Origin of the sequence: Pseudomonas sp. Z003-0.4C(8344-21) (genome assembly GCF_900104975.1) — a bacterium.
Lineage (GTDB): Bacteria > Pseudomonadota > Gammaproteobacteria > Pseudomonadales > Pseudomonadaceae > Aquipseudomonas > Aquipseudomonas granadensis.
Window position 1 is genome coordinate 2445047 of record NZ_LT629756.1, and the last position, 21614, is coordinate 2466660.

Below are 21614 nucleotides of genomic sequence, written 5' to 3' on the forward strand. Positions count from 1 at the left end.
CGCCGCCGCGCAGGAAGTCGCCAAGAGCGCGCAGAACGCCGCCGTCGCCGCGCAGCAGACCGACGCAGAAGGCCAGAGCGCCAAACGCGTGGTGGCCGGCAGCATCAAACAGATCCATGCGCTGGTCGATGACATTCGCAGCAGCGGCGTATCGCTGGACAGCCTGCAGCAGGACGTGACGTCGATTGTCGGTGTGCTCGGGGTGATTCGCTCGATCGCCGAGCAGACCAACCTGTTGGCCCTCAACGCGGCGATTGAAGCGGCGCGGGCGGGGGAGGCCGGTCGCGGTTTTGCTGTGGTCGCCGACGAGGTCCGTGCGCTGGCCAGCCGCACGCAGATCAGCACCCAGGAAATTCAAGGCATGATCGATCGCCTGCAGGCCGGCACGCAGCAGGCGGTGGAAGCCATGCGCCGTTCCAGCGAGGCGGGTGATGGCACCTCGCAACAGGCCAATCAGGCCGGGGCGTCGCTGGATGCCATGGCTGAGCTGATCGCGACAATCAACTCGATGAACGCGCAGATCGCCAGCGCCGCTGAAGAACAGACGGCGGTGGCGGAAGAGATCAACCGCAGCGTGCACCAGATCGCGGTGGCGGTGGACAGCGTTGCCGATGAAACGCAGCTCGGCGCGCAGACGTCGCGCAGTCTGGCGGAGTTGGGGCAGCGGTTGGGCAAGCTGGTTGGGCAGTTCCGGATCTGACGCTTGAAAAGCAGCCCCTCACCCTAGCCCTCTCCCAGAGGGAGAGGGAACCAAATGGGGGATGCCTGGGAAATGCACCGACCTGAAATTGCTTTGCTGAATCCATAATCGACTCGATCGTTCAGGTCGATGTCTGACGCAAGACACCTCGGTCAGTCCCCTCTCCCTCCGGGAGAGGGCTAGGGTGAGGGGCTCTTGATCTTCAAGGCCTGTCCCAATACGGCACCTCACCAAAACACTCAACAAAAAAATCAATCACCGTCCGCACCTTCACCGACAACCTTCGACTGCCCGGCCACAGCACCGCAATCTGCTGCGGCTCCAGACTGTTCGATACCTGATACCCGCGCAACACCGGCACCAGCGTGCCGGCGCGCACCGCCTCGCCAATCAGCCATGACGGAAACATCACCAGCCCCAGACCCTGTTCGGCAGCCTGGGTGAGGGTGTCGGCGTGGTTGCTGGTGATCGGCCCTTTGACCGAGTGCGGCGTCCAGTCCTCGCCATCGCGGCGGAAAAACCAGCGCTGCTGACCGGCCGCGCCCTTGTAGGCCAGGCATTGGTGTTGAGCCAGATCCTCAGGCTGTTGCGGCGTGCCGTGGCGCGCGAGGTACGCCGGGCTTGCGGCGACCTGAAAGCGGTGCGGCGCCAGAATCCGTGCCTGCATGCTCGAATCATGCAAATGGCCGATGCGAAACAGCAGGTCGGCGCCTTCCTGCAACGGGTCGACGTAGTGATCGGTCTGCTGAATATCCAGTTGCAACTGCGGATACCGCGCGCACAACTGGCCCAGCCACGGGCTCAGATGGCGCTGACCGAACACCACCGGGGCGTTGATGCGCACCAGCCCAGTCGGTTCGCTTTGCTGCTCCTGTAACGCTTGCTCGGCTTCTTCCAGCTGCACCAGCACCAGCCGCGCATGATGGCCGAGCATACGACCGGCCTCGGTCGGCGAAACGGCGCGGGTATGGCGGTAAAGCAATTGCTGATTCAGCGCTTGCTCCATCAATTGGATTTGCCGCGAAATCGAAGAGGGCGCGACGCCTTCGCGGCGCGCAACCTCGGAAAAACTGCCGTGGTCGAGCACCGCTACAAACAGCCGCAGTGCCTTGAATCCCAGTTCATTGAGCCCGTGCATGAAGTGCCCTGCTGTGCGGATTGCGCAAAAGTGTTGTCCGGATCCTCCCATTTATCGCACAGATGCGCCAGCCGATAATCCGCGCCATCGTTTCTTCAAGTGGAAAGTTTTTATGCAGACGCTGGATGAAGTGGCTGTTGCCACGCCTGTGAAAAAGTCGAGGTGGCGCTTGTTTTTGCTGCCGCTGGTGATTCTGGCCGGCATGGGCTTGTCGGTAGAGGCCGGCTTGCTCGGGCCGTTGGGCGAGCAGGTCGGGCACCTGTGGGCGACGCTGAGCATCTTCGGCGTCGGGGCGGCGATCCTGTTTCTGCTGCTGCTGTTCGCCGGCCCGCAGAAAGGCCCGGCGCTGACCGATCTGCCGCGCTGGCAGTTGATCGGCGGATTTCTCGGACCGATGTACGTGGTGGTGCTGACCCTGGCAACGCCGCATATCGGCATCGCCATGACCATGATCGCGATCCTCTCGGGGCAAGTGGGCAAGAGCGTGCTGATCGACCATTTCGGCTGGTTCGGCACTACGCGCAAGAAGGTCAATGGCGAGCGTTGGCTGGCCTTGGGGCTGATTGTGGTGGCATTGATTCTGATTGCGCGGGGGTGACTGATGGGGCTGGTGATTTTGTTGGCAGTGGTGGTGTTGGCCGGCGCGGTGTTGAGCGTGCAAGCGGCGATCAACGGGCGCTTGGGTGAGTCGGTTGGCGTGTTGCGCAGCAGTCTGCTGACCTTTGCGGTGGGCGCTGTGGTGACGGGGTTGTTGATTTTTTTCTTTGAGCCGGCGCAGGCGGTGAGCTTGCTCGAGGTGCCGAAGTGGCAGTTGACCGGGGCTCTGTTCGGCGTGGTGTACATGATGGTGATAGTCGGTGCGGTGCCGGTGGTGGGCACGGCGGTGGCGACGGTGGCGGTGATTGTCGGGCAGTTGGGGATGGGGATGTTGATCGATAATTTCGGCTGGTTGGGCAATCCGGCGATCGAGCTTTCGTCGAGCCGGGTTTTGGCGATGGGGTGTCTGGCGTTGGCGCTGGTGTTTATGTATCGGAGTTCTTCGCGCTCCGTGGATTGATTGTTTGTTTGGACGCTTAGATGGGGAGTATATCCGTTGCTTCGGGTGCTGCGGCTGGCGGTTTCGCCCTTACGGCGAGTCCCTTTTTCAGACGCCGGAGTGCCGGCCCAGCAAAAAGGAACCAAAAGGCTTGCTCCTGCGTTCGGCCCTCGCAGGCTCGGGTCCCTTCGCTCCGGGACCGATCCTGGCGCAGCGGCTACGGTTTGCTGCGCTGCACCTACGTCCGCTGTGTCTGGCTGCGCCAGACGGTCGCTGCGCTCCCACGCCCGGATCGATCCCTGCGCTCAGCCTTCCGATGTCGCCGGTGACGCAAGATCAAGAGCACTCGAGCTGGCGCTCATTGTTGAGTGGTGAAGAGCGGGGCGGTTGGCTTGGGATTTGTGGTGGATTCGCCCCTCACCCCAGCCCTCTCCCGAGGGAGAGGGAGCCGATTTTTGGGCTTTTCAAATTTTGCGTACGACTCGGTATTTCAAGTTGGCGTATCTCTCAAGGTCACCTCGGTCAGTTCCCTCTCCCTCCGGGAGAGGGCTAGGGTGAGGGGCTTTTGATCAATCAGGCTCTACCTGAAGTTTCATCCCGCCATCCTGCAGCGGCTCCGTCTCTCGAACACTGCCCTGAAGCGTACGCCCATCCACTTTCACCACGACGATCTTCGCCTGGTCCAGATCCTCCGGTACCGGCGCCTTGACGCATAAGGTAAAGCGATAAGGATCGTCCGCAACGGTCTCGAGGCCGACTTCGCAGTCTACGGTTTTGCTGATCTGGCCGAAGAACGTGGTCAGGCCGTAGTCCAGTCGCGCCGGGTGGTAAAGGATGTCCATCAGTGCTTCTCCCTCGTCCGCAAGCGACTGGGTAGTTAATGCGTCTGGCGCCATGTGACGTTTTCCAGGCCGAATTTTTCCGCCATCGGTTTGCTGGTCTTTTGTACCTTTTCACGGCCAAAGCGCGGGATTCGGCCGACGCCGGCGTCGCAGCTCGCCCAGTGCCAGGCTTCGGCATTGTCCATTTTGTCCGAGCGGATAATGAACGACTTGGGCGTACCGTGAAGGGTGTAGTCGATAACAAAAAGTTTTGCGTTGTTCATAAAGCCGGTATTCCTCCCTGTGGTAATTAACGGATCGCAGGGCGTCGCGAAAATTCAGTCGGATTGTCCGACGGTAGCGATGATTGGCGAGCGTCGGGCGCGCTGGTTACCATGGCGCCTTCGCCAACCCCAATGAATGCTTGCCATGGCCCTTGCTGCGCCCCCCGATCTGAGTGACCCCGATGTGCCGGTGCAACCGCTGGCGCGTACCTATCCGCGTGGGCTGTTCATCGAACCCCATGAGCACGTCTGGGGGCAGTTGCTGTATGCGATGAGCGGGGTGATGTGGGTCGAGACGCCGCACGAAGCGCTGGTGGTGCCACCGCAGCGGGCGGTGTGGTTGCCGCCGGGTGTGCCGCATGCCATTCGCGTGGTGTCGGACTTGCAGATGCGCAATATCTATTTGCGCCCGGCGCTGGCGGCGACGCTGGATGGGACGGTGCAGGTGATCGAGGTCGGCGGTTTGCTGCGTGAGCTGATTGTCGGGCTGGTGGCGGAGGGTGACAGCGGCGAACCCGAGTACTACGAGGCGCTGGTCGGGCTGGCCTTGCTCGAACTCAGGCGTGCGCGGCGCTCTTCATTGAAGGTCCCGCTGCCGGACGATTCCGATCGGCGCCTGATGAGAGTGTGTCAGGCGGTGATGGCGGCGCCGTCGCTGGCACTGCCGTTCGAGCAGCATGCGGCAAACGCCGGGGCCAGCGTGCGCACCCTCGCGCGGCTGTTCAAGGACAGCCTCGGCATGGGCTTCGCCGAATGGCGGCGTCAGGTGCAACTGGCGACAGCCGTGGCGGAGTTGATTCAGGGCGTCGCAGTGAGTGCCATCGCGCGGGAGCTGGGTTACTCGCCGAGCAGCTTCAGTGACATGTTCCGGCGTGAGCTGGGGGTGGCGCCTTCGCAATTTGCTGTGTAGGAAAAATGTCTGATTTGTGAGATCCCTGTGGGAGCTGGCTTGCCAGCGATGGCGGCTTGGCATTCGGCGGATATGTTGACTGACCCACCGCTATCGCTGGCAAGCCAGCTCCCACAAGGTTCTTTGTGAATTGGGCTTTTGTCCGAAATTCAGAAGTCCTTGGCCGATACCGCTCCGTCTCATTCCCTAGACTCTGCCCATCACTTATCGCGGCGGAGTTCCTTTCGTGAACTACCTCATTTCTTTGGCCATTGGTCTGGGCGTCGGCTTGTTGTACGGCGCGCTCGATTTCCGTTCTCCCGCCCCGCCGGCCATTGCGCTGGTCGGCCTGCTTGGCATGCTCGTCGGTGAACAGTTGTGGCCGATGGGCCGGCAGTTGGTTGCCGGTTGGTTGTCCTGAATTTTCTTCTCTTTGGTGGATCGTTCCATGAAAGCTCTGCAATTCGATAAAACCGGCGACCTGTCTTCCCTGCGTTACACCGAGGTGCCGACACCCGTGCCTGGCCCTGATGAAGTGCTGGTGCAGATCAAAGCGGCCGGCCTCAACCCCAGCGATGTGAAAAACGTCCTCGGCCGTTTTCCTTACACCGCGCTGCCGCGGATTCCCGGGCGGGATTTTGCCGGGGTGGTAGTCGAAGGGCCGCAAGCGCTGATCGGTCAGGAAGTCTGGGGAACAGGCCGTGAACTGGGCTTTTTCGCCGATGGCTCCCATGCGCAATTCGTCAAGCTGCCGGCCAGCGGCATCGCGCGCAAGCCATCGCACCTGAGCTTCGCTCAAGCGGCCAGCCTCGGCGTGCCGTACACCACGGCGTGGGATGCGCTGGAGCGCAGTCTGGTGAATGCCGACACGCGTTTGCTGGTGATTGGCGGCGGGGCGGTGGCGACAGCGGCGTTGGCACTGGCCAAAGTGCGTGGCGCGCAGTTGCTCGCTGCCGCGCGGCGTCCCGAACAAGTGGCCGACTTGCAGGCGCAGGGTTATCAGACGATTCAACTGGAGCAACCCGAAGACCTCGGTGCGCAGGTCAACGCGGTGTATCGCGGCGGCGCCGATGTGATTTTCGACACCACCGGTTTCTGGTTGCCGGCCTCGGTGGCGGCGTTGGCGACCTTCGGGCGCATCGCAATCATCGCCGCGCCAGTGGACGGTCACGTGCAACTGCCAGCACTGGCGTTATACCGCAAGGGCGGTTCGGTGGTGGGGATCAACTCGCTGCTGTATGGCGTTGAAGCGTGCGCGGCGATGCTCGAGCAGTTCGGGCGGTTTTTCGATGAGGATTTGCTGCCGTTGCCGCAGGGGTTGGTTGAGGTGCCGTTGGCTGAAGGGCTCGCGCGGTATGCCGAAGTAAATCAGGGTGGCGGGGACAAGATCATCCTCATCCCCTGACTCACTTCGAATTTCTCTAACAACCTGAAACCTGTGGGAGCTGGCTTGCCAGCGATGGCAATGGAACAGGCGAGAGAAAGGTTGCCTGACCTGACGCGATCGCGGGCAAGCCCGCTCCCACAGGGGGCTGAGTGTGTCTTAAGAGGCGGGCACGCCTTTTTCCCACGCCGACCAGTTTTTCAGAATGTCCTGCACCAGCGGGTTACCGGCCCGATACAGATTTTCCAGCGCCGGCACAAAACCACCCTGATCGGCGTATTTGAGCAGGTTGTCGACTTCGCTGCCGCCGGGTTGCGGGCGGTCGAAATCGGAGCCGGCGCGGACTACGGCGAGGCGTTGCACGTCGACCAGGCCTTCGCGGCTGGCGCGTAACAGCGCTTCAAACGTGGAGTTGTCCTCCTGTTGCGTGGTGCAATATTCGCCCTTGTTGTCGGTCAGCAGCTTGGTCCATACCTCGGCCCGTTCGCTCAGCCGTGTGCCGGAAAACCAGGTATTGCCGGCCAGCGTATCGCAGCGCGTCACCACCGGTGGCTGGTTGGCCGGGGCGGACGGATATTTCTGCCGCCACGCCGCCGATTCCTTGCTCTCGCTCAACTCGACCTTGTGGCTCAGCGCGAAGGCCTTGGCTTGCAGTGTCGGGTTGAGTTCGAAGACTTCGGTCTTGTAGTCCAGCGGTGGTTTTTCGTTTGGGCCTTGGGTGTTGATGCCCAGGTACCCGGTCGGCCAGCTCGCCGGCGCATCGCGCGAATCCAGCTCCCACTGCGTGCCGAACTCGACCAGATAATGCGCCCACGCGGCGGTGCCGATGGTGCCGTGTTTTGGGCTGATGCCGGCGATGCCTGCGATCAGGAAGTAACTTTTGCGCAGGTCGAATTTCGGCGACAAGGCCAGTGCCAAGGTCGAGGCGGCGGCGTTGGTCTGGCCCATGCCGGTGGTCAGCAGGCACACCTGCTGGGCGTTGCAACGAATGTTCGGGTATTCGGCGGAAAGGCCCGGCACGGGGATTTCCTGTTTCAGCTCGAGTCGGTCGATCCAGTGCTGCGCCTCGGGGGCGAACATGGTGATCAGCACGACTTTCGGTTGAATCGGTGCCTCGTTCGCCCATGCAGTGGAAGCGAGCAGGGCCGTGCCGGCCAGGGTCAAACGTTTCATGGCTTGCATGCAAAACTCCTTGAGTCAGAACTGATAACCGATGCCGGCGTAGTAACCCCAGCCGTTGGAACGCGCGCGGAAATTGCCGTCGCCGAAATTCAGCTCGCTGCCGTCATCCCAGTTGCCGCCGTTGTGGAAATAGCGGCCGACCAGGGTGAAGCGCACATGCGTGAACGAGTACAGCAAGACGTTGGTCGCCACTGTCGCGTTGGCGGTGCGCGCCGGGTCGTCCTTGTGCAGGTCCGAGCCGAAATCGAAGTTGGTGAAGCCGATGTAGGTCAGCGACGCGCCGTTGCTGAATTTATCGATGGGGATGATGTACTTGAGCTGCGCGCGGTAGCCGTCCCACGAATACTCATTGCTCGCGCCGTAGTTTTCCCACTGATAGCGACCGTACAGGTTGGCCGACAGATTGACCCGCGAGTGCGTATCGATGTCGGTGCCCAAACCGCTGTAAAGCGTGTTGGCGCGGTTTTCCTTGCGGCTGCCGTGGTCGTAGATCCAGTCGAACGCCACGTACCATTCCTTGAATGGGCCGATGGCCAGGCTGCGGCCGGCGAGGTAGTCGATGGAGATGCGCGGTTCGTGCTCCATGAACACCGGCGAACCGTGATCCCACACGCCTTTGTCGTGGCTGTTGCCGATGTTGAAGATCTTCGGCACGTCGATGTAACCGTAGAGTTCGAACGGGCCTTTGCGGCCGAAATACTCGTATTCCAGATAGATGTCATCGGCCGGTTGCGGGCCGAAGCTGATGTCCTTGCTGCCGATCAGGGTCAGGTCCTGGTTGTACCAGTCCGACAGGTATGCACCTTTTTTCGGCGGGCTGGCCTCGGGGCTGAGGCTCTCGCCCTGAGCGGATTCTTCGGCGGGCGCCGGTTGTGCATAGGCGCTGTGGCTGAGAAATCCGGTAACGCCGGTCAGTAGCAGGGAAACAGCGCAAGTGCGCAAAAACGGTGCGCGATGAGACGAGGCGAAGTGCATGCAAAGTCCTTTTTGTGGATCCGGGCCCGCAGTTCCGTGGGCGATTACGGTTTGTCACGAAAACGCTGGCATGGGTGACAGGCAAACGTTTGCACAAGGCGTACCAGATTTGGCAAGACGCTGAAATATCGTGGCTTTCGCGGCATTTCATGACGGATCGATCAGAAAGCTGCATCCAGCGCCAATCCCCATAGCGGCGAGCCTGTTCGCCAAGACGTTTGGCAGACGCCAGCGCCCATGATCCTTGTCGCGCTCTGCTAGAATCCGCCCCATTCATTGCCAGAGACCCTCCCATGAGCGAGCCGATTCGTCTGACCCAATACAGCCACGGCGCCGGTTGCGGCTGCAAGATTTCTCCGCAGGTGCTGGAAGTGATCCTGGCCGGCAGTGGCGCGCAGAACCTCGACCCCAAATTGTGGGTCGGCAATGCCTCGCGTGATGACGCGGCGGTGTACGAGATCGATGCCGAGCGCGGCGTGGTGTCGACCACGGACTTTTTCATGCCGATCGTCGATGACCCGTTCGATTTCGGCCGCATCGCCGCGACCAACGCGATCAGCGATATCTATGCGATGGGCGGTGATCCGCTGATGGCGATCGCGATCCTCGGCTGGCCGGTCAACGTGCTGGCGCCGGAAGTGGCGCGGGAAGTGATTCGCGGTGGCCGCTCGGTGTGCGACGCGGCGGGCATTCCGCTGGCCGGCGGGCACTCGATCGATGCGCCGGAGCCGATTTTCGGCCTCGCGGTGACCGGTCTGGTGGAAAAGCGCCACATGAAGCGCAACGACACTGCCACCGCCGGTTGCCTGTTGTACCTGACCAAACCGCTGGGCATCGGCATCCTCACCACCGCCGAAAAGAAGGGCAAGCTGCGCGCCGCCGACGTCGGTGTGGCCCGTGACTGGATGTGCACCCTGAACAAGCCCGGCAGCCGTTTCGGCAAACTCGCCGGCGTCACCGCGATGACCGACGTCACCGGTTTTGGCCTGCTCGGGCATCTGGTGGAAATGGCTGAAGGCAGCCAGCTCACCGCACGCATTGCCTATGACCGCGTGCCACGTCTGGACAGCGTCGAGTATTACCTTGATCAGGGCTGCGTGCCCGGCGGCACCTTGCGCAATTTCGACAGCTACGCGAAACAGGTCGGCCGCGTTCAGGAGCTGCACAAACGCGTGCTGTGCGACCCGCAAACCAGCGGTGGTCTGCTGATCGCCGTGACACCGGAGGGCAACGAGGAATTCCTCGCGGTCGCCGCCGAACTGGGCCTGAGCCTTGCGCCAATCGGCGAACTGGTCGAGCGACAGACGAACGCAGTCGAGGTGATTTGATGCTCCGCGACTGCACCGACTACCGCGACATTTTCCTCAACGACCGACCGCTGATGGACGCTCGCGCGCCGGTCGAGTTTCACAAGGGCGCGTTCCCCGGCGTGGTCAACCTGCCGCTGATGAACGACGCCGAACGGCAAAAAATCGGCACCTGCTACAAGCAGCATGGCCAGCAGGCGGCGATCGAACTGGGCCATCAACTGGTATCCGGCGCGGTGAAGGCCGAGCGCATCCAGGCCTGGGCCGATTTCGCCCGGGCGCATCCTGATGGTTATCTCTATTGTTTTCGCGGCGGCCTGCGCTCGCAGATCACCCAGCAATGGCTGCGCGACGAGGCGGGCATCGACTATCCGCGCGTCGGTGGTGGCTACAAGGCGATGCGCAGTTTTCTGATCGACACCCTTGAGCAGGCCATCGGCCAGTGTGATTTCGTTTTGCTCGGCGGCATGACCGGCACCGGCAAGACCGAAGTGCTGGTGCAACTGCGCAATGGCCTGGACCTGGAAGGGCACGCCAATCACCGCGGCTCGAGCTTCGGCAAACGCGCGACCGGGCAGCCATCGAACATCGATTTCGAAAACCGTCTGGCCATCGACATCCTGAAAAAACGCGATGCCGGTATCGAGCAGTTCGTGCTTGAGGACGAGAGCCGGGTGGTCGGCAGTTGCGCCTTGCCGCTGGCGCTGTATCAGGGCATGCAGCAGTACCCGATGGTCTGGCTGGAAGACCGTTTCGAGGACCGCGTCGAGCGGATCCTGCGTGATTACGTCACCGATCTGGCGGCGGAGTTTTCAGCGGTCCACGGCGAGGAGGGTTTCACGCTGTTCGCCGAACGCTTGATCGAGAGCCTGAACAACGTACAGAAACGTCTGGGCGGCGAGCGCCATCGACGCTTGTTGCTGTTGATGGAAGACGCACTGGCCGAGCAGGCCCGCAGCGGCGCGGTGGACCTGCATCGCGGCTGGATCGAAGGCTTGCTGCGTGAGTATTACGACCCGATGTATGTGTTCCAGCGCGAGAAGAAGGGCGGGCGGATCGAGTTTGCCGGGGAGCGGGGGGCGGTGATCGAGTATCTGCGCGAGCGGGTGAGTCAGAAGGTCTGATGGCGCTTTTGCTGGCCCCATCGCGGGCAAGCCCGCTCCCACAGGTATTGTGGGTGTACAGGTCATTCATATACACCCTCATACCCTGTGGGAGCTGGCTTGCCAGCGATAGGGCAAGATCAGGCGATACCCAACTCAGGTCGGGCAAGTGTCCTTGCCGTTGTCCAGCCCCTGCTTGTAACTATGGCTCTGCAGGCTGGCCTTGCCGTTATGCCAGGTCAGGGTCAGCACATACAGCGAGTCGAAATCATTGCCCGCCCAGTCCTCGGTGATGTTCTGTTTCTTGCCGACCGCGTTGCCCGCGACCTTGTTGATCAGCTCCGGCAGATAGCCGTGCGACCAGGCGGTGTAGATCGTCGAGTTGTGGTACTTCTCGTCCAGCAGTTCGCGGGCCAGATCGCTGGTGTCATTGGCCGAGAATTCGATGTTCACTGGCAGGCCGAGCTTGATCGCAGCGGGGCTGATGGTCATCAACGGACGAATGTAGCTGTAGGAATTGTCCAGCTCGCCTTCCTCGACATTGCGCGTCGGATTGGCGGCGAACACGTAGTCGGCCTTGCCGAATTTTTCCGGCAACAGCGTCGACAGGTCGATGGCACGGTTCAGGCCCTGGCAGTTGAGCTGACCCAAGCCGCCTTCAGGTTTTTCGGCATGGCGCAGAAACACCAGCGTCTGCGTGCCGTCGGCCGGCTGTGCGCGGCTCTCGCTGGACTCCAGCGACAACGCCAGCGCAGTCACGGCCAGCAGGGAAGGCAGGACCACATAGGCACGGTGTTTGAAACGTTTGGCGAAACTCATCAGGTTCGTCATGAAATAGAAAGTCTTCAGCAAATTCAGTTAGGGCTGACAAACCGTTACACCACTGGCTGCCGGCGCCGGGTGTTTTCCATGTCGTGAACAGCTTCCTCTGCAAAAAGGCATAGCTCAGAGTCGTGCAGGGCCATTTGGTTCGATTCGGCCCGCCGTGCGGCACTTTAACGGCAAACTTTGCGAGCTTGAGCGCAGGTTAGCGACAGGATGTTACGGTTCGTGTAGGCGCTGCGGCGGGCCTGTTTTATGATCGCCTTCTAATTTGTGACTGGATGCTTCCCATGACCGATCTGTCCGCGTTCCCGATCACCCAGAAATGGCCGGCGCAGTACCCTGACTGGATTCAGCTCTATTCCCTGCCGACGCCCAACGGTGTGAAAGTCTCGATCATGCTCGAAGAAATCGGCTTGCCGTACGAGCCGCATCGCGTCGGGTTCGACACCAACGACCAGACTTCGCCGGAGTTTCTGTCGCTGAACCCGAACAACAAGATCCCGGCGATCCTCGATCCGCATGGGCCCGGCGACCAGCCGCTGCCGCTGTTCGAGTCCGGCGCCATCCTGATCTATCTGGCTGATAAAAGCGGCCAGTTGCTGGCTCAGGAAGGCGCGCTGCGTTACGAGACGATCCAGTGGCTGATGTTCCAGATGGGCGGCATCGGCCCGATGTTCGGCCAGCTCGGTTTCTTCAACAAATTTGCCGGCAAGGATTACGAAGACAAGCGTCCGCGCGACCGTTACGTCGATGAAAGCAAGCGCCTGCTCAACGTGTTGAATACGCGCCTGGAAGGACGTGACTGGATCATGGGCGAGCGTTACACGATCGCCGATATCGCCACATTCCCGTGGGTGCGTAACCTGATCGGTTTTTATGAAGCGGGTGATCTGGTGGGCATTCAGAACTTCCCCAATGTCACGCGGGTGCTGGAGCGGTTTCTCGCCCGTCCTGCTGTTGTCCGAGGCCTCACCATTCCCTCCTGACTTTGAGGTTTACACATATCCCATGTGGGAGCTGGCTTGCCAGCGATGGGGCCGGCACAGTCGACATAAAGGGTGACTGACTTGCCGCCATCGCTGGCAAGCCAGCTCCCACAAGGAATGAAGGTGTGTTCTGAAGATTGTTGCGAACCCGGTAACGCTCTCTTGATTGATCCAGGTTTGTACCCCAACCCCCGCAAGGCATAAGCTTCGCCCCCTACGACTTTCGTCTCATCCGCTGTTTTCAGGAAAGGCCCCATGTCCAGTCAGTTCCCCGAAGCACGTCCCCGCCGTCTGCGCCGCAATGCGAGCCTGCGCAGTCTGTTCCAGGAAACCGAGTTCAGCCTGAACGATCTGGTCCTGCCGATCTTCGTCGAAGAAGACATCGACGACTTCGTGCCGATCACCAGCATGCCCGGTGTGCAGCGCATTCCCGAGCGCAAGCTGGCCAGCGAAATCGAGCGCTACGCGCGCGCCGGGATCAAGTCGGTGATGACCTTCGGCGTCTCGCATCATCTGGACAGCAACGGCAGCGATACCTGGCGTGAAGACGGCCTGGTTTCGCGCATGTCGCGCATCGCCAAGGACGCCGTGCCGGAGATGATCGTGATGTCCGACACTTGCTTCTGCGAGTACACAGATCACGGCCACTGCGGCGTGATGCACAACCTCGAAGTCGACAACGACCAGACCCTGATCAACCTCGGCAAACAAGCCGTGGCGGCGGCGCGTGCCGGTGCCGATGTGATCGCGCCATCGGCCGCGATGGACGGCCAGGTGCGAGCGATTCGTCAGGCGCTGGACGCGGCCGGGTTCACCCAGATTCCGATCATGGCCTACTCGACCAAATTCGCTTCGGCGCTTTATGGCCCGTTCCGCGAGGCCGGTGGCAGCGCGCTCAAGGGCGACCGCAAAAGCTATCAGATGAACCCGATGAACCGCCGCGAAGCCCTGCGCGAATCGCTGCTCGACGAGCAGGAAGGCGCCGACGCGCTGATGGTCAAACCGGCCGGCGCCTACCTCGACATCATCCGCGACATCCGTCAGGCGTCGAACCTGCCGCTGGCGGCGTATCAGGTCAGTGGCGAGTACGCGATGATCAAGTTCGGCGCCCAGGCCGGCGCGATCGATGAGGACCGTGTGGTGCGCGAAAGCCTCGGCGCGATCAAACGTGCGGGTGCTGATCTGATCTTCACCTACTTTGCGATGGATCTGGCGTTGGCCGGGATCTGAACAACACCCCATAACCTGTGGGAGCTGGCTTGCCAGTGATGGCGTCGGCACAGGCAGAATCATTCTGGCTGATCTACCGCTATCGCTGGCAAGCCAGCTCCCACAGGGTTCAGGGTGTTCTTTGTGTCACGGCCCACGTTTTGCCAGCGATTGTGTATGGTGGTGGCGCCTCAACGGACTGGATAACGCAACATGCACCCCCCACGCTTACTCATCACCTTCGCGGCATTGCTGGCATTGGCCGGTTGCGTCAGCCAGCGCGGCGGCGAACCGCTGCCACGCCCACCCGCCGAGGTGAAGGCCGAAATCGTCCGGCTGCTGCCGGCGAAAATCCCTGACCGGCAGGGCTGGGCCACCGATATCTACGCCGCCTTCGCCGCGCAGAACATCAGCCCGACCACGCAAAATCTGTGTTCGGTGCTGGCCGTGGCCGAGCAGGAATCGACCTTTCAGGCTGACCCAAAAGTCCCTGGCCTGGGCAAGATCGCCCGTGACGAAATCGACCGCCGCGCCGCCAAAGTGCACATCCCCAGCCTGCTGGTCAGCGGTGCCCTGCAAGTGCGTTCGCCCAACGGCAAGAGTTACAGCGAACGCCTGAACGCGGCGCGCAGCGAAAAAGAGCTGAGTGCGATTTTCGATGATTTCATTGGCATGGTGCCGATGGGACGCACCTTGTTCGGCGGCTTCAACCCGGTGCACACCGGCGGACCGATGCAGGTCAGCATCGAGTTTGCCGAACAGCATGCCAAGGACTATCCGTACCCGGTGGACGGCACGATTCGCCGCGAAGTGTTCAGTCGGCGCGGCGGCATGTATTTCGGTATCGCCCATTTGCTCGGTTATCCGGTCAGTTACCGCGAGCCGTTGTACCGCTTCGCCGATTTCAATGCCGGTTGGTACGCCAGCCGCAACGCCGCGTTCCAGAATGCCGTGAGTCGCGCTTCGGGCATCCCGCTGGCGCTCGATGGCGACCTGATCCGCTATGACTCGATCATGCCCGGCGGCACGGAACTGGCGGTGCGCACCCTTGGCAAATCGCTGGGCATGCGCAACCCGAGCATTCGCGATCAACTGGAGAAGGGCAAAACCCTGGAATTCGAAGAGAGCAAACTTTACAAGCGGGTTTTTGAGCTGGCCGAGCAGGCCGAGGGCAAAGCGTTGCCGCGTGCGGTGTTGCCGGGCATCGTTCTGCAAAGTCCGAAGATCACCCGCAAGCTCACCACCGCGTGGTTTGCCAAACGCGTGGACGAGCGCTACAAACGCTGCATGGCCAAGGCCGGGTAAAACCGTCAGACATAAAAAACCCGGCTGAGGGAGCCGGGTTTTTCTGCGGTGTTGCGCGTGACGCCATTCATTCAAGCGTTGCGCAGTTCGTTCAAGCGATCAGCACCGCCTTCAGCAACGCGACGTTCGATCAGACGATCCGAACCACCTTCAGCAACGCGGCGTTCGATCAGACGATCCGAACCGCCTTCAGCAACGTGACGTTCGATCAGACGATCCGAACCACCTTCAGCAACGCGACGTTCGATCAGACGATCCGAGCCACCTTCAGCAACGCGACGTTCGATCAGACGATCCGAACCACCTTCAGCAACGCGGCGTTCGATCAGACGATCCGAACCGCCTTCAGCAACGCGACGTTCGATCAGACGATCCGAGCCACCTTCAGCAACGCGACGTTCGATCAGACGATCCGAACCACCTTCAGCCAGACGGCTTTCGATCAATTTGTCCGAGCCGTCAGCGGCGATCATTGTGTGGGCCGGGGTAGCGGCGAAAGCGTTAACTGCGAAAACCGAGAAAGCGATGCTGAGAAGAGTCTGGCGTTTCATGATGGTGTGCTCCGGGGTGTTGTTGGTTGGTATGGAGCTGATGTTACGCCCGGAATTTTTTCTGAGAACTTCATTGCCGTGATGGTGAACATCGACGCCGATGATGGTAGCTGCAAGCCGCAGAACAGAGCCTTAAAGCACCTTCACCGCGCGGCCGATCGCTTGAATCGGCCCGGTCGGTTTGCCCATCGGCGAGCCATTGGCGCCCTCCAGCGTCAGCTCGAACAACTGGTTCGGTTGCAGCGGCGGCAGTTTATCCAGCGGCACCGACAAGGCCTCACCCGGTTTGACCAGCCCCAGCGACACCGGCCCTTGCCAGCCGTCCGCTTTGGTCCAGAATTCCAGGGCCTTGTCTGCCGGTACTTCGACCACGCCGAGCGGAATCAACTGAATCTCGCGCGAGTTGCTGGCCTGGATCACCCAGCCCGGTGCCTTGTCCTGTGGCGCCACCAGCACCACCAGATAACTAGGTTTTGGCGCGGTCTGGGTCAATAGGATGGTGCCCAATATTAAGGTCGCAGCAAGGCCGGCCGCACTCAAGCCGCGCCACAGCGGCAGCTGATTCCACCACGACGTTGCCGGGGTTTTGTGCGTGAGGCGATTGAGGCTGCGTTCGATGCGCGGCCACAGCAGGGCCGACGGTTGCTGCGGTTCGGCCAGATCGGTCAGCTCCAGCAGGCGCCGCTCCCAGGCGTCCACCGCCGCACGCAACTCGGGATCGTTGGGCAAGCGTCGCTGCACCTCGATTCGCTGTTCGAACGACAGCGTGCCGAGCACGTATTCGCTGGCCAGTTCATCACGTTCCTGCGCCGATTCGCCGGTCATCCCATGCACTCCCGCAACGCATTGAGGCTGCGCTTGAGCCACGCTTTGACGGTGCCCAGCGGCGTGCCGAGGCGCGCCGAAATCTGCGCGTGGCTGTAGCCGTCGACATACGCATGCACAATGCAGGTGCGCCGCTGCGGCTCCAGCTGTTCCAGGCAACGGTGGATGCGCGCCGAATGTGCGGCGGCATCGAAGCCGTCATCCTCGGCCGCCACTTCGTGCTCGGCACTGAACGATGTTTCGCGACCGTGATCGCGCAACAGGTTCAGCGCCAGATGGCGGGTCACGCTGAACATCCAGCCACGCGCCGAACCGCGCGCCGGGTCAAACCCCGCCGCGCCGTTCCAGATCTTGATGAATGCTTCATGAACGATGTCCTCCGCCAGTGCGGTGTCGCGCACCAGCCGCTTGGCCACGCCGAGCAGGCGCGGGCCTTCCTGCACATACAAATCGCGCAGAGCCGCACGCTCGCCGCGGGCACAGGCAGCGAGACGGTCTTGGTAATCGAAATCGGATTCGGCTAAAGGCATGGTGTGCAATCTAGCTGACATTCGAGCAAACACCACAAAGTCCTGTGGGAGCGGGCTTGCCCGCGATGGCGTCGTGTCAGCAGAAAGGATTTCACTGACCCACCGGAATCGCGGGCAAGCCCGCTCCCACAGGGTATGCGGCGCAGGAAGAAAATCAGCTCGCCGCCCAGAAGATGTAATCCGCCTGATATTTCACCACTTCCTGTTTGCCCTTGTTCGCCGTCGTGCAGGCGCTGGCCGGGGCCACGCCGCCCTTGAGTGCGACGCGCTGGATGTAGCTCACGCCGCTCATCGCGCCTTTGCCTTCAGCCGGGTTGGCCTTGACCAGTTGATAAGGCAGGTTGCCCGGACTCGAAGGCGCCACGGCCAATTGCGTGCCAGTGACTTTCGAACCGTCCTTGGCCTGCCAGGTCGCCGGCGGGCCGAAGTAGGTGCCGACCTGCTTGCCGCTGCGGTCATTGAGCACGGCTTTCGGGCCGACGAAGGTCCACTCGGTCTGACCGGCCATGTTCGGCTTGTCGCGGCATTCATAAGTGATCTCGCCGACGCCGGTGGTTTCCAGGGCGATCTTGTGGCCGTCCGGCACTTTGATGGTGTCGGGATAACTGCTCTGGGCAAAGGTCGTCGAGGAGACGGCGAGCAAACCGGTGAAGCCAATCAGCTGGGTGATGTTCATCCGATGATTCTCCGAAAAGGGTAGAGCGCTGACAGCACGAGAGTGGGCTGTTACAGGGACTACCCGTGGCGGCGGCGATTGGATGCAGTGCCTGAAAATTTATTTGCTCACCTTGTAACTTGTGGGAGCTGGCTTGCCAGCGATAGCGGTGGGTCAGAGGCGGTAATGTCACCTGACACGACGCCATCGCTGGCAAGCCAGCTCCCACAGGAATCTTCAGCGGGCTTCAAGCCCGAGGCGTTGAGGAGTTCCTGGGTGTAGGGATGTTGTGGCGCCGCGAAAATCTCCTGCGACGATCCTTGTTCAACGACCTTGCCATCCTTGATCACCATCAAGTCATGCGCCAGCGCATGCACCACTGCCAGATCATGGCTGATGAACAGATACGTCAGCCCGTGCTTGATCTGCAATTGCCGCAACAACTCCACCACCTGCTTTTGCACGGTGCGGTCCAGCGCCGAGGTCGGTTCGTCGAGCAGGATCAGCGCCGGTTCCAGCACCAGTGCGCGGGCGATGGAAATGCGTTGGCGCTGGCCGCCGGAAAACTCATGGGGATAGCGATGACGGCTTTGCGGGTCGAGGCCGACCTCTTCAAGCACGCGGATCACCGCGGCTTCACGTTCGGCTTCTGTACCGATGCCATGGGTCAGCAAGCCCTCGGCAATGATCTGCTGCACCGACATGCGCGGGCTGAGGCTGCCGAACGGGTCCTGAAACACCACCTGAATCTGCCGCCGCAACGGCCGCATCAAGCGCTGGTTGAGCAGGCTCAATTGCTTGTTGCCGAAACGGATGTTGCCCTCGGATTCGACCAGACGCAGGATCGCCTGGCCCAAGGTCGACTTGCCCGAACCCGACTCGCCGACAATTCCCAAGGTCTTGCCGCGGTGCAGGGTGAAACTGACCCCGTCCACCGCTTTGATGTAGTCCTGCTGGCGGCTGAACAATGCCTTGGGCAGAGGAAACCAGACCTTCAGATCATCAACCTCAAGCAGGTTGTGCTCGTACTGACTCGGCACCGGCGCGCCGCTCGGCTCGGCCTCGATCAGCAGGCGGCTGTATGGATGCTGCGGCGCGTTGAACAACGTTGCGCAGTCGGCCTGTTCAACGATCTCGCCGTGACGCATCACGCACACGCGCTGCGCGATGCGCCGCACCAGATTGAGGTCGTGGCTGATCAGCAGCAACGACATGCCGAGGCGTTGCTGCAACTCGATCAGCAGTTCGAGGATCTTCTGCTGCACCGTGACATCCAGCGCCGTGGTCGGCTCATCGGCGATCAACAACTCCGGCTCGTTGGCCAGCGCCATGGCGATCATCACCCGTTGCCGCTGACCGCCGGAGAGCTGATGCGGATAGGCCTTCAAACGCTGCAACGGCTGGCGAATGCCGACCAGTTCCAACAGCTCCAGCGTGCGTGCGCGAGCCGCGCGGCCCTTGAGGCCTTTGTGGGTTTCCAGCACTTCGCTGATTTGCCGTTGCACTGTGTGCAGCGGGTTGAGCGAGGTCATTGGCTCTTGAAAGATCATCGCGATGCGATTGCCGCGCAAGCCACGCATCTGCTGCTCGCTGGCATGCAGCAAATCCACTCCGTTGTAGCGGATCGAGCCGCTGCTGCTGAGGTTTTTTTCTGGCAGCAAGCGCAGGATCGAATGCGCCGTCACCGATTTCCCCGAGCCGGATTCACCGACCAATGCCAGGCACTCGCCACGGCGAATATCGAGGTTGACCCCGCGCACCACGGGCTGCCCGGCGAACGCCACGCGCAGGTCGCGAATTTCAATCAGGTTGTCAGTCATGTCAGCTCCGGGGATCGAACGCGTCACGGCAGGCCTCACCAATAAAAACCAACAGGGACAAAATCAACGCCAAGGCGAAAAACGCCGTCAGCCCCAGCCACGGTGCCTGCAGATTGCGCTTGGCCTGACCGATCAGCTCGCCCAGCGAGGCGGTGCCGGCCGGCATGCCGAAACCGAGAAAATCCAGCGCGGTCAGGGTGGCGATGGCACCGGTGAGAATGAACGGCAGGTAGGTGAGGGTAGAGGTCATAGCGTTGGGCAGGATGTGCCGACGCATCAGTTCGTTATCGGTCAGGCCCAGTGCCCGCGCGGCTTTGACGTATTCCAGATTGCGCCCACGGAGAAACTCGGCGCGCACCACATCGACCAGCGCCAGCCAGGAAAACAGCGCCATGATCCCCAGCAACCACCAGAAACTCGGCGAGACGAAACCGGACAGAATGATCAGCAGGTACAGCACCGGCAGCCCCGACCAGATCTCCAGCACACGTTGCCCGAGCAGGTCGACCCAACCGCCGTAATAGCCTTGCAGCGCGCCGGCAACGATGCCGATCAGCGCGCTGATGGCGGTGAGGATCAACGCAAACAGAATCGAAATCCGCGTACCGAAAATCACCCGCGCCAACACATCGCGGGCCTGATCATCGGTGCCCAGCCAATTGCTCGCCGAGGGCGGACTGGGTGCCGGTTCCGCAAGGTCGTAATTGACCGTGTCGTAGCTGAACGGGATCGGCGGAAACAGCATCCAGCCGCCCTGATCCTCAATCAATTTGTGTACGTAATTGCTGGCGTAATCCGGCTGAAACGGCAGCTCGCCACCGAAATCGGTTTCGAGGTAATCGCTGAGGATCGGAAAGTAAAAAGCGTCGTGATAACGGATCACCAGCGGCTTGTCATTGGCGATCAACTCGCCACCCAGGCAAATCAGGCACAAGCCGATAAACAGCCACAGCGACCAGCGTCCACGGCGGTTGGCCTTGAATTGCGCGACACGGCGTCGGCCCAGAGGAGACAGTGTGAACATCAGGCAGTCCTCGCCGAGAAGTCGATGCGCGGATCGAGCAGGGTGTAGCAGAGGTCGCCGATCAGCTTGATCAACAGGCCGAACAGGGTGAACAGAAACAGCGCGCCAAATACCACCGGGTAGTCGCGCGACACCGCCGCTTCGTAGCTCATCCGGCCGAGGCCGTCGAGGTTGAAGATGGTTTCGATCAGCAGCGAGCCGGCGAAAAACACCTCGATCAGCGCCGACGGCACCCCGGCTACCACCAGCAGCATGGCGTTGCGAAACACATGGCCGTAGAGCACACGGCGCTCGGTCAGGCCTTTGGCCCGCGCGGTGATCACGTACTGGCGGCTGATCTCGTTGAGAAAGCTGTTCTTGGTCAGGATCGTCAGGGTGGCGAAGCCGCCTATCACCAGCGCGGTGACCGGCAGCACCAGATGCCAGAGGTAATCGCCGAGCTTGCCCAGCGTGCTCAGTTGGTCGAAGTCGTCCGAGACCAGCCCCTGCACTGGAAACCAGTTGACGTAGCTGCCACCGGCGAACACCACGATCAACAGAATGGCAAAGAGAAATGCCGGCATCGCATAGCCGACGATGATTGCCGTGCTGCTCCAGACATCAAACGCGCTGCCGTTTCTGATTGCCTTGCGAATGCCCAGCGGGATCGAAATCAGGTAAGTGATCAGCGTCGCCCACAAGCCCAGCGACAGTGACACCGGCAGCTTCTGCACGATCAGGTCCGTGACCTTGGCGCCGCGAAAAAAACTGCTGCCCAGGTCCAGCTGCGCGTAGTTTGTCAGCATCAGCCACAGGCGTTCGTGCAGCGGTTTGTCGAAGCCGTAATGGTGTTTGATTTCTTCGATCAGCGCCGGGTCCAGACCACGGCTGCTGCGCCCGGCACCGCCGACCGCCGCGACTTCGCCGCCACCGCCCATGCTGTTCCCGCCAAAACCTTGCAGACGTGCAATGGCTTGCTCCACCGGCCCACCCGGCGCGGCCTGGACGATGAGGAAATTGACCACCAGAATGCACAGCAGTGTGGGGATGATCAGCAGCAAGCGACGACTCAGATAGCGCAGCATG

Annotated in this window: 23 protein-coding genes and 1 pseudogene; 11 read left to right on the forward strand and 13 right to left on the reverse strand. The window is 61.4% G+C overall.

Annotation, left to right across the window (positions count from 1 at the left end; genetic code table 11):
* Positions 1 to 109 precede the first annotated feature (109 nt).
* Positions 110 to 700: pseudogene (locus BLU24_RS28225) on the forward strand (methyl-accepting chemotaxis protein); the annotation flags it as partial.
* 202 nt (positions 701 to 902) lie between these two features.
* On the opposite strand, the gene BLU24_RS11210 reads toward BLU24_RS28225, so the two are convergent.
* Positions 903 to 1838: a LysR family transcriptional regulator gene (locus BLU24_RS11210; protein ID WP_093100077.1), complete on the reverse strand. Its 936-nt coding sequence runs from the start codon at positions 1836 to 1838 to the stop codon at positions 903 to 905.
* Between the two features lie 112 nt (positions 1839 to 1950).
* Here BLU24_RS11210 and BLU24_RS11215 point away from each other — a divergent pair, with 112 nt between their 5' ends.
* Positions 1951 to 2436 carry a DMT family transporter gene (locus tag BLU24_RS11215; protein ID WP_093100079.1) on the forward strand — a complete coding sequence of 162 codons (486 nt, stop codon included), beginning with the start codon at positions 1951 to 1953 and terminating at the stop codon, positions 2434 to 2436.
* Positions 2437 to 2439: 3 nt separating this feature from the next.
* Positions 2440 to 2895: a DMT family transporter gene (locus tag BLU24_RS11220; RefSeq protein WP_093100081.1), complete on the forward strand. Its 456-nt coding sequence runs from the start codon at positions 2440 to 2442 to the stop codon at positions 2893 to 2895.
* Positions 2896 to 3443: 548 nt separating this feature from the next.
* On the opposite strand, the gene BLU24_RS11225 is transcribed toward BLU24_RS11220, so the two are convergent.
* Both BLU24_RS11225 and BLU24_RS11230 read right to left on the reverse strand, forming a co-directional pair.
* Entirely contained in the window at positions 3444 to 3716 is a 273-nt protein-coding gene (locus BLU24_RS11225) for a hypothetical protein (protein ID WP_093106591.1), read from the reverse strand.
* A 35-nt stretch (positions 3717 to 3751) separates the two neighbouring features.
* A complete protein-coding gene (locus BLU24_RS11230; protein WP_090284584.1) occupies positions 3752 to 3979 on the reverse strand; it encodes a DUF6555 family protein in 228 nt (75 codons plus the stop codon).
* Positions 3980 to 4115: 136 nt separating this feature from the next.
* Between BLU24_RS11230 and BLU24_RS11235 the strand changes: the two genes are divergently transcribed.
* The 3 genes from BLU24_RS11235 to BLU24_RS11245 all read left to right on the forward strand — a co-directional run bounded on the left by BLU24_RS11235 (position 4116) and on the right by BLU24_RS11245 (position 6273).
* The gene (locus tag BLU24_RS11235) at positions 4116 to 4889 is read left to right on the forward strand and encodes an AraC family transcriptional regulator (RefSeq protein ID WP_093100083.1); all 774 of its coding nucleotides are present in this window, start codon (positions 4116 to 4118) and stop codon (positions 4887 to 4889) included.
* 226 nt (positions 4890 to 5115) lie between these two features.
* Positions 5116 to 5289 (forward strand): DUF1427 family protein, encoded by a 174-nt coding sequence (locus tag BLU24_RS11240; RefSeq protein ID WP_093100085.1) that lies wholly within the window; start codon positions 5116 to 5118, stop codon positions 5287 to 5289.
* A 27-nt stretch (positions 5290 to 5316) separates the two neighbouring features.
* Positions 5317 to 6273, forward strand: a complete 957-nt coding sequence (locus tag BLU24_RS11245) for a quinone oxidoreductase family protein (protein ID WP_093100087.1) — start codon at positions 5317 to 5319, stop codon at positions 6271 to 6273.
* A gap of 138 nt (positions 6274 to 6411) precedes the next feature.
* Here BLU24_RS11245 and BLU24_RS11250 read toward each other — a convergent pair whose 3' ends face one another.
* Together BLU24_RS11250 and BLU24_RS11255 are read right to left on the reverse strand one after the other, a co-directional pair.
* Positions 6412 to 7434: a purine-nucleoside phosphorylase gene (locus BLU24_RS11250; RefSeq protein ID WP_093100089.1), complete on the reverse strand. Its 1023-nt coding sequence runs from the start codon at positions 7432 to 7434 to the stop codon at positions 6412 to 6414.
* A gap of 15 nt (positions 7435 to 7449) precedes the next feature.
* Positions 7450 to 8409, reverse strand: coding sequence for a nucleoside-specific channel-forming protein Tsx (locus tag BLU24_RS11255; protein ID WP_093100092.1), 960 nt, complete (start codon positions 8407 to 8409; stop codon positions 7450 to 7452).
* A 293-nt stretch (positions 8410 to 8702) separates the two neighbouring features.
* On the opposite strand from BLU24_RS11255, the gene selD reads away from it, so the two are divergent.
* Both selD and mnmH read left to right on the forward strand, forming a co-directional pair.
* The gene (gene selD, locus BLU24_RS11260) at positions 8703 to 9737 is read left to right on the forward strand and encodes a selenide, water dikinase SelD (protein WP_093100095.1); all 1035 of its coding nucleotides are present in this window, start codon (positions 8703 to 8705) and stop codon (positions 9735 to 9737) included.
* Positions 9737 to 10840 carry a tRNA 2-selenouridine(34) synthase MnmH gene (gene mnmH, locus BLU24_RS11265; protein ID WP_093100098.1) on the forward strand — a complete coding sequence of 368 codons (1104 nt, stop codon included), beginning with the start codon at positions 9737 to 9739 and terminating at the stop codon, positions 10838 to 10840. Before selD ends, mnmH begins: the two co-directional genes overlap by 1 nt.
* 135 nt (positions 10841 to 10975) lie before the next feature.
* Here mnmH and BLU24_RS11270 read toward each other — a convergent pair whose 3' ends face one another.
* On the reverse strand, positions 10976 to 11650 hold the full coding sequence (locus BLU24_RS11270; protein WP_093100101.1) for a histidine phosphatase family protein: 675 nt from the start codon (positions 11648 to 11650) through the stop codon (positions 10976 to 10978).
* A 281-nt stretch (positions 11651 to 11931) separates the two neighbouring features.
* On the opposite strand from BLU24_RS11270, the gene BLU24_RS11275 reads away from it, so the two are divergent.
* The 3 genes from BLU24_RS11275 to BLU24_RS11285 all read left to right on the forward strand — a co-directional run bounded on the left by BLU24_RS11275 (position 11932) and on the right by BLU24_RS11285 (position 15144).
* The gene (locus tag BLU24_RS11275; protein ID WP_093100104.1) at positions 11932 to 12630 is read left to right on the forward strand and encodes a glutathione S-transferase family protein; all 699 of its coding nucleotides are present in this window, start codon (positions 11932 to 11934) and stop codon (positions 12628 to 12630) included.
* A 255-nt stretch (positions 12631 to 12885) separates the two neighbouring features.
* Positions 12886 to 13860 (forward strand): porphobilinogen synthase, encoded by a 975-nt coding sequence (hemB, locus tag BLU24_RS11280; protein ID WP_090284571.1) that lies wholly within the window; start codon positions 12886 to 12888, stop codon positions 13858 to 13860.
* A gap of 192 nt (positions 13861 to 14052) precedes the next feature.
* On the forward strand, positions 14053 to 15144 hold the full coding sequence (locus BLU24_RS11285) for a DUF1615 domain-containing protein (RefSeq protein ID WP_093100107.1): 1092 nt from the start codon (positions 14053 to 14055) through the stop codon (positions 15142 to 15144).
* A 71-nt stretch (positions 15145 to 15215) separates the two neighbouring features.
* On the opposite strand, the gene BLU24_RS11290 is transcribed toward BLU24_RS11285, so the two are convergent.
* The 7 genes from BLU24_RS11290 to BLU24_RS11320 form a co-directional block, all read right to left on the reverse strand.
* Complete coding sequence (locus tag BLU24_RS11290) at positions 15216 to 15695, reverse strand: phage infection protein (RefSeq protein ID WP_093100110.1); 480 nt, start codon at positions 15693 to 15695, stop codon at positions 15216 to 15218.
* A gap of 132 nt (positions 15696 to 15827) precedes the next feature.
* Entirely contained in the window at positions 15828 to 16520 is a 693-nt protein-coding gene (locus BLU24_RS11295) for an anti-sigma factor (RefSeq protein WP_093100112.1), read from the reverse strand.
* Entirely contained in the window at positions 16517 to 17050 is a 534-nt protein-coding gene (locus tag BLU24_RS11300; RefSeq protein ID WP_093100115.1) for a sigma-70 family RNA polymerase sigma factor, read from the reverse strand. The genes BLU24_RS11295 and BLU24_RS11300 overlap by 4 nt, the downstream gene beginning before the upstream one ends.
* A gap of 154 nt (positions 17051 to 17204) precedes the next feature.
* The gene (locus BLU24_RS11305; protein WP_093100117.1) at positions 17205 to 17726 is read right to left on the reverse strand and encodes a DUF3455 domain-containing protein; all 522 of its coding nucleotides are present in this window, start codon (positions 17724 to 17726) and stop codon (positions 17205 to 17207) included.
* A gap of 107 nt (positions 17727 to 17833) precedes the next feature.
* Entirely contained in the window at positions 17834 to 19525 is a 1692-nt protein-coding gene (locus tag BLU24_RS11310; protein WP_093100119.1) for an ABC transporter ATP-binding protein, read from the reverse strand.
* Position 19526: 1 nt separating this feature from the next.
* Positions 19527 to 20549, reverse strand: a complete 1023-nt coding sequence (locus BLU24_RS11315) for an ABC transporter permease (RefSeq protein ID WP_090284563.1) — start codon at positions 20547 to 20549, stop codon at positions 19527 to 19529.
* Positions 20549 to 21613, reverse strand: a complete 1065-nt coding sequence (locus BLU24_RS11320; RefSeq protein ID WP_093100122.1) for a microcin C ABC transporter permease YejB — start codon at positions 21611 to 21613, stop codon at positions 20549 to 20551. The genes BLU24_RS11315 and BLU24_RS11320 overlap by 1 nt, the downstream gene beginning before the upstream one ends.
* Position 21614 lies beyond the last annotated feature (1 nt).